Source organism: Companilactobacillus nuruki (assembly GCF_002872255.1).
GTDB lineage: Bacteria > Bacillota > Bacilli > Lactobacillales > Lactobacillaceae > Companilactobacillus > Companilactobacillus nuruki.
In genome coordinates, this window is the sequence record NZ_NIPR01000045.1 from 1 (window position 1) to 7,126 (window position 7,126).

9 protein-coding genes are annotated in these 7,126 nt (G+C 32.4%); 2 read left to right on the plus strand and 7 right to left on the minus strand.

Annotated elements, in window-relative coordinates; genetic code table 11:
* Positions 1-226 precede the first annotated feature (226 nt).
* From CBP76_RS10065 to CBP76_RS10075, 3 genes are all read right to left on the minus strand, one after another.
* Positions 227-658: a hypothetical protein gene (locus tag CBP76_RS10065; protein ID WP_102196756.1), complete on the minus strand. Its 432-nt coding sequence runs from the start codon at positions 656-658 to the stop codon at positions 227-229.
* Between the two features lie 97 nt (positions 659-755).
* The gene (locus tag CBP76_RS10070) at positions 756-1,364 is read right to left on the minus strand and encodes a sugar O-acetyltransferase (protein WP_102196757.1); all 609 of its coding nucleotides are present in this window, start codon (positions 1,362-1,364) and stop codon (positions 756-758) included.
* Between the two features lie 99 nt (positions 1,365-1,463).
* Positions 1,464-2,030 carry a cob(I)yrinic acid a,c-diamide adenosyltransferase gene (locus CBP76_RS10075; RefSeq protein WP_102196758.1) on the minus strand — a complete coding sequence of 189 codons (567 nt, stop codon included), beginning with the start codon at positions 2,028-2,030 and terminating at the stop codon, positions 1,464-1,466.
* A gap of 122 nt (positions 2,031-2,152) precedes the next feature.
* Here CBP76_RS10075 and CBP76_RS10080 point away from each other — a divergent pair, with 122 nt between their 5' ends.
* Positions 2,153-2,872, plus strand: a complete 720-nt coding sequence (locus tag CBP76_RS10080; RefSeq protein WP_102196759.1) for an MIP/aquaporin family protein — start codon at positions 2,153-2,155, stop codon at positions 2,870-2,872.
* Positions 2,873-2,991: 119 nt separating this feature from the next.
* Here CBP76_RS10080 and CBP76_RS10085 read toward each other — a convergent pair whose 3' ends face one another.
* The 3 genes from CBP76_RS10085 to CBP76_RS10095 are packed head-to-tail and all read right to left on the minus strand — an operon-like array spanning position 2,992 to position 6,102.
* Complete coding sequence (locus CBP76_RS10085) at positions 2,992-3,657, minus strand: ECF transporter S component (protein ID WP_245865741.1); 666 nt, start codon at positions 3,655-3,657, stop codon at positions 2,992-2,994.
* Positions 3,647-5,137, minus strand: coding sequence for an ABC transporter ATP-binding protein (locus tag CBP76_RS10090; protein WP_245865743.1), 1,491 nt, complete (start codon positions 5,135-5,137; stop codon positions 3,647-3,649). The genes CBP76_RS10085 and CBP76_RS10090 overlap by 11 nt, the downstream gene beginning before the upstream one ends.
* A gap of 38 nt (positions 5,138-5,175) precedes the next feature.
* Positions 5,176-6,102 carry an energy-coupling factor transporter transmembrane component T gene (locus CBP76_RS10095; RefSeq protein ID WP_102196761.1) on the minus strand — a complete coding sequence of 309 codons (927 nt, stop codon included), beginning with the start codon at positions 6,100-6,102 and terminating at the stop codon, positions 5,176-5,178.
* 120 nt (positions 6,103-6,222) lie between these two features.
* On the opposite strand from CBP76_RS10095, the gene CBP76_RS10100 reads away from it, so the two are divergent.
* Complete coding sequence (locus CBP76_RS10100; protein WP_102196762.1) at positions 6,223-6,597, plus strand: DUF4430 domain-containing protein; 375 nt, start codon at positions 6,223-6,225, stop codon at positions 6,595-6,597.
* A gap of 179 nt (positions 6,598-6,776) precedes the next feature.
* On the opposite strand, the gene CBP76_RS13385 is transcribed toward CBP76_RS10100, so the two are convergent.
* Entirely contained in the window at positions 6,777-6,965 is a 189-nt protein-coding gene (locus CBP76_RS13385; RefSeq protein ID WP_342746078.1) for a PTS sugar transporter subunit IIA domain-containing protein, read from the minus strand.
* Positions 6,966-7,126 lie beyond the last annotated feature (161 nt).

Sequence of the window (7,126 nt, forward strand, 5' to 3'; positions counted from 1 at the left end):
AAGTGGAAGAATAAAAAAGATAAAAAGTAGTGCCTATGGATATCGTAGTTGGAACAACTTTACTGAACGTATAAATATTCAAATGTTTTGGCTTCGAGCAAGCTCATCAGCTAAATAAAAAAACAGCTAGACCATTTATGGTCTAACTGTTAACTTGAACCGCCATCAACTTGATTTGACGAACAGCCTGTCTTTTTACTTTAAAGTTCACAAATTAAATATTTTACTAAGACATACTCTGACCATCCCTAGAGTAACTAAAATACAAATCAAGCATAATTGATTTTTCTTGGGTGGAAATATTGTTTAGTTCTTGAATTGCAGCCGCAATTTTCATATCATCGGCCATCGCATCAGGTGAATCGTAATAGTCTTCCTGAATTTCAATTGCTTCGCCAAACCAATCGCCCATTCGTACCACAAACTTATAAAAATCATTATCATGCATATTCAAACACTCGATTTGAATATTGTTAAACATATCAGCTAAAGCCAGGACATCCTTGTATTTTAAATCCTCAATTTTTTCTTCGATATCATTTGATTCACGTAATTTGGTTAATTGTATTTGACTAATACCGGTGGCTTTCTCAATTTCAGAAATAGTGATTGAATCATCTTTGAGTAATTCTGAAGCCTTATCAACAATTGATAACATTAGAGAATACCTCGCTTTTAAGCATATTTGATGGTTAACTAATTGTAAGCCAAATGGAGAAATTTTGTATAGTTTTTTGCCACCTTTTTAAATATTCCTAATTTTCATAGTAGCGTTGTTTTTCCAATTCCCAATAGTTTTTATCCTGCTCATTTATTTTACGCAAGACCTTGCAGGGATTTCCCACTGCAATAACATCATCTGGAATATCCTTAGTAACAACAGCACCTGACCCAATAACGACATTATTGCCAATCGTAACGCCTGGATTAATAACAACATTTCCCCCGACCCAAACATTATTACCAATAGTTATCGGTTTACCATATTCAAATGCTTCATTCCTAATCACTGCATCAATTGGATGTCCTGCTGTATATAGACCGACACGTGGACCAAATAATACATTATCACCAATCTTTACGTCAGCAATATCTAGAATAATACATTCATAATTGGCATAAAAATTATCACCAACAACAGTATGACAACCATAATCAGTATAATATGGTGGTTCTAAATAAGTTGATTTACCATGTTTTTGAAATAATTCATCGATAATTCTTTTTCGATCATCTGTTTGTTCTTCAGTCGTATGATTATATTCTCTAACTAATTTCTTAGCTTTTTTAAAATCAACTCTTAATTCATCGTCATGAGCAATATACAAATCTCCAGCTAACATCTTTTCTTTTTCTGTTCGCATAATCCTACCTCAATAGTCTTAAATTTATCTAGTTAAAGAATAACAATTTTATTCGAAAAAAATACCCATTTCTAAAAGCAAATGGGTACATTTTTAAAGTTATCTAAACACAGGTTTACTATTACGATATTGAATATCCTCTACGCCTTCGAGAACATTACTATAGCGAGCTGCTGCAAAGAAATAATCTGATAGGCGATTAATAAATTTTAGAACTGCTTCATTAATTGGCTCAATTTGCATTAAAGCCACAATCTCACGTTCCGCTCTTCTAGTGACAGTTCTAGCCATGTGCAAATTTGCGGCAGTCTTACTACCACCAGGTAAAATAAATTTCTTAGTGACAGGAACCTTTTCACTATATTCATCAATTTTCTTTTCCAGCCATTCAACTGCACCATTGTCTTCAAAAATAAATTCATGTTTCTTATCCGTTGGTGAAATAGCTAGATCAGTACCACAGTCAAACAATAATTGTTGAACTTCTTCCAACTCTTCTTTAAATACTTTGGTTTTATCAGACAAATTAGCAATTACCAACCCTACTAAAGAATTTAACTCATCAATTGTTCCATATGAATTAATTCTAGGTGCTGACTTATAAAGCACATCATTACCAATAATTCTTGTTTTTCCTTTATCGCCGGTTCTTGTATAAATTTTCATTCTATACTCCTTATATATGTAATGTATTTGCATAGCTAATTTCTTGGTTTTATCAACTGAATCTAGGTATAATAATAAAAACAGCTGTAAGCGCAGTCAATCTGCGATTGGAGGAAATATATATGCAAGATAGTTTGATGCTTCAACTAGCTGGGGAATTCATTGGAACCTTAGTTCTAGTTCTTTTAGGTGACGGTGTTGTTGCAGCAGTTAGTTTAAAAAAATCTAAAGCCTACGGTGCTGGATGGATTGCTATTGCCTTAGGTTGGGGACTAGCAGTTACTATTGGTATTTATTGTTCAGCCTTTTTAAGCCCCGCACATCTAAATCCCGCTGTGACTTTGGGAATGGCAATTGCTGGAGTCTTCCCTTGGTCCTCAGTTATTCCTTATATCATTGCTCAAATTTTAGGAGCAATTGTTGGTGCCGCATTAGTCTGGATTAATTACTATCCACACTGGCAAGAAACTGATGATCCTGCGGCAATATTAGGGGTCTTTGCAACTGGACCTGCAATTAGAAATTATCTATTCAATTTCTTTAGTGAATTTATTGGTACTTTCATGTTGGTCTTTGCATTATTGGCATTTACTCGAGGCAAATTCACACAAGGATTGAATCCGATTGTTGTTGGTCTTCTAATTATGGCAATTGGATTCTCACTTGGAGGTTCAACTGGTTATGCTATTAACCCAGCTCGAGATTTAGGACCAAGAATTGCTCATCAAATTTTACCAATAGCTAACAAAGGTGATTCCGATTGGTCATATAGTTGGGTACCAGTTTTAGGACCTTTGGCCGGTGGAGCTATTGCTGCTTGGGTTTACTTGTTAATTCCTTAAAGCAAAAAAAAACCTTCGGCTTGCGAACATTGCGGCAAATATTCCCTAGTAATCTTATTTTGATTACTAGGGAATATTTTTTTGAGCAAAACAAATTGTATTTTAACTACAAACCTATATTATTCAAACAAAGCATATTTTCGTTGATAATTTCTGAACAATTTAATCCACCGTTTACCCACTAGTAATAACAATACTGCCGTAAATATTGCATGAACAAAATCAAAGTAAAAACTTGCCGCTAATGACATAAGAATACTTTTGAAAGTGATTGGATCAACGAAGCCTACAATATAATAAACATCCATGATCCATCCCATTATGAATCCACTAGCAAATCCCCAGATAACCAAAATCCAAGTTGGAACTTTCTCAGACATTAATCCAGAAATTAATCCAATTACACCTAAGGCAAACATTTGCCATGGTGTCCAAACTCCCTGTCCAAAATACATATTTGAGGTCAATGCAATAATTGTTCCCATTAAAAATCCAGTTTCAGGACCACTAACAATGGCCCCCATAATCAAAATAAATAACTCCGGCTTAACTGCAGGTAGCGCAGCAAAGATTATTCTACCTACTACTGCCAAAGCACAGATAATCGCAATGAAAACGATCTCTCGCGAATTATGATTGGCTCTTTCAAATTGCCAAAAATAAATCCCAAATGTCAAAACTAAAAATCCAAACGAAAATAATAAATAATTTTTGCTAGAAAAAATCATCATTAATAATAACAAAATGGCAGATAAAACTAATAATAACATTGATTTACGATTCACTTTTTTTGATATCCTTCCATGTTAAGGCCATTGGAAAAGAGTCTCGGACGGCCTTGTTAATTTCAGTTGTATAGAAAAATTTGTTACAAAAAAATTCTCTTGGTGATGTAAATTCACTGATTTTGCCATCGAACATCATCGCAATCCGATCAAAGTATTCTGCCGCAAATAACAAATCATGACTATTAGTTAAAATAGTTCCACCGTTTTTTTGAAACTTTTTTACCATCAAACCTAATTCATATCGCTTATTCGGATCAAGGCCCTTAGTAGGTTCATCCAAAAACAATATTTCTGGGTTTTTAATAAATCCTAGTGCCAAAGCCAAAAACTCCTGTTGTCCGCCACTAAGATCATAGGGATTCGTATCGACCAACTTTGTTAAAGAGAATTGATCTAATATTTCATTTAAACTATATTCACTAGAATTTTGTTCTAATTGAAAGTTTAACTCTGCCCGTACTGTATCTTTCATGAAGATAGTAGCCGGATCTTGTGGTAGAACAAACACATGTTGAGAAAAATCACTTTTTAACTTATGACCATCAAACAATATTTTCCCAGATTGCTTCTTTAACTGTTGCGTAATAGTTTTTAATAATGTAGTTTTCCCAGTTCCATTAGGTCCCACAATGCAATAAGATCCCCCTTGTTGCAAATTAAAACTGACATTATCAATTATATTCCGCCCATTAAACTCGAAACGATAATTTAAATTCTTAACCTGAAAAATAATTTTACCTGGGTCAAAACTCTCATTATATTTAACTTGCTCCAAATCCAGTTTTCTTTGTTGAACAATTCTTGACAGAGTCCGGTTATCCAGCGGTAACCTATTATCCACTAATAAATTACATTCCAAAACTAATCGATCAGTTTGAGGTAAGTAATTTCGATAAGAGAGATTATCGAAGATACTCTGCAATCCCTTTTCTATTGGTTGATCAACTAAGATCTGCCCTTGTTCCATTACTAATAAACGATTGGCATACTGTACAGCTTGCTCTAACTCGTGTTCAACTAAAATAATAGTCATATTAAATTCTTGATTAACTTTACGAACCATCTGCAAAAGCTTTTCAGAAGTAATTGGGTCTAGCTGAGCTGTTGGTTCATCTAGCAACAAAACTTGTGGCTTCAAGACTAAAGCACCCGCTAAATTAATTAATTGCTTTTGACCACCAGATAAATTAGTTATCTTTTTATCCAACAATTCAATTATCCCTAAGAAACTTGCTACCTCAGTGATCCGTAACTGTATCTCATTATTGGTACACCCTTGGTTATCCAATACAAATTTCAAATCATCCCGCGGGGTTTCCATAATAATTTGATTATCAACAAATTGAGAAACATAAGCAAATTTGTCATTAGAAACTGATTTTGTTAAGTTCCCATTAATCACTTTACCAGTTGCCAATCCTGGTAAAAATTGTTTTAGTAACGTACTTTTTCCACTTCCCGTTGCTCCAATAATCATGACAAAATCACCTTGGAACAGTGAAAAATTAATTTTATCTAACGATAACTTTTGGCTGTTATTGTATTGGAAACAGTAGTCTTTGAAATGTAAAATTTCCACCATTGATAATTTATGCCTCCTATCAGCAACGGTAACAGAATTAGAACACTATTAATTATCATAATCATAAATATCTTATGATTGAATCCAATCATTAAATTGGCTGATCCGAAATTAATTTGACCAGTTTTTGTGACTGCAAACCAAAAATCCAAAATAAATGAACCAACTATCAAGGTTAAGGTCCAATAATCAATTCTTTTGAAGAAAATTTTTCCCATTCTTTGATGTTGTTTTTCATATCCTTTGAGAATCAAAGTATCAGAAACGTTCATAAATTTAGCGACAGCTTTATCAAGAATTATTTCCGTCAAATCAATTGTTTGTTGAATTTTTTTGAAACCTTTTGTTTCAAAAATATTAACTCTAAATTTTCTTAATTCTCTTGTTTCTGTAAAAGTTTGAATAATTTCTGGTATAAACTTTAAAGTCAAAATAAAAATAATAGCAATACTTTTGAATAAACGTGACAAAACCTCAAAAATGACCTTAGTTCTTGCAAACGAATCATAAATATAAAACGACCACAATAAATTCACAAATGATAATCCTAAGATCAAACTATTGCCCAATGATTCCATCGTTATTTTCAAAAATCCGATCATCAATAAATTATGTGTTCCTCGTTGATTCAAAATCAAATTAAACAAAACCGTTACTAAAAAGACTACACTAGAAAATCCAATATAAGAAAAGAATTTCTCTCGTCGTGTCAAAAAACTAATTATCAATAAAGATATTAAAATCGTAATTGTAATAAAGGGGTTGTTATAAAGCAAAGAAACCAAAATAATATTGAGCAAATAAGCAAATACTGTAATACTATTGACGTTCTTTTGAAAAAATAAAATTAATCGATTCAATCTCTCACCCCTTTAGTCAATATTCTTATTTTAACTTATTAATTTAAAAAATCTAATTGATTCATCTAGTTTTTATTTTGCTATAATTAAAAATGTTATCAAATATGAGGAGGAAATATAATGAAAAAAATTGCCGCATTTTTAGCATCATTATTAATGTTACTAGGAGTTTTTGCCCCTGCTACAACAGCAAAAGCAAGTACTACTAATAATATCAAAGTTACATATACTTTGAAGAAAAATAAAAAGCAAATTGCTAAAAAGACTATCACACTAAAGAAAAATGCCACCGTCACTCAAGGCTTGAAAAAGGGTTGGAAAGTGAACGATAAAAAGGGATTTATTACCGAAATCGATGGTCATAAACAAAATGACAAGAAAAAAATTTACTGGACTTATACTGTCAACAAAAAACAAGTTAACGTTTCTGCTGATAAAAAGAAGCTAAAGAACAATGATAAAGTTGAATTTAAACTTTCTAAATATAATGGTTAAAAAAGATAATACTATCTTTAAGAGTTCTTATTCAAAGTGAGTTCTATTCTAAATAGATAACAAAAATAGTCTGTATTGACATCAACTATGTTTTTTTGAACACAATTGATGATCAATACAGACTATTTGCTTTAATCAACTAAAACTATTTTTATAACAAAATACAAAATTTAGATTTTTCACTTAATAATTAACTGTTTCAAATTACTTTCAATAACATCTAGCGGTGAATCTACTTGAGCTAAGGTGGCCGCTGTATAAGCACCCTCAACTAAAGCAACATCGTATTTGTGAATCTTACGATCAGTCATCTCTAACAACATTTCCAAGTTCATCTTAGAACTGCCATAATCGTAAAATGCCAGAATCTCTGAACCTTAAATATTAACAACAGCCTGATGAATTTTTTCGAGTGAGGAGCCGATATCACCTTCGTACTGTACACCGGCAGTGATACTCGCTAAAGCTGTTACTGCTTGTGAAAGTAAATACTTACACCCTGCAGACAGCTCAGTGTAATGTCACCAAA

Excerpts from the sequence above, each read along its gene's own strand:
- CBP76_RS10075 (WP_102196758.1), bottom strand. The coding sequence starts at position 2,030 with ATGAAAATTTATACAAGAACCGGCGATAAAGGAAAAACAAGAATTATT.
- CBP76_RS10090 (WP_245865743.1), bottom strand. The coding sequence starts at position 5,137 with ATGATTATTGGAGCAACGGGAAGTGGAAAAAGTACGTTACTAAAACAA.
- CBP76_RS10065 (WP_102196756.1), bottom strand. The coding sequence starts at position 658 with ATGTTATCAATTGTTGATAAGGCTTCAGAATTACTCAAAGATGATTCA.
- CBP76_RS10100 (WP_102196762.1), top strand. The coding sequence starts at position 6,223 with ATGAAAAAAATTGCCGCATTTTTAGCATCATTATTAATGTTACTAGGA.
- CBP76_RS10070 (WP_102196757.1), bottom strand. The coding sequence starts at position 1,364 with ATGCGAACAGAAAAAGAAAAGATGTTAGCTGGAGATTTGTATATTGCT.
- CBP76_RS10080 (WP_102196759.1), top strand. The coding sequence starts at position 2,153 with ATGCAAGATAGTTTGATGCTTCAACTAGCTGGGGAATTCATTGGAACC.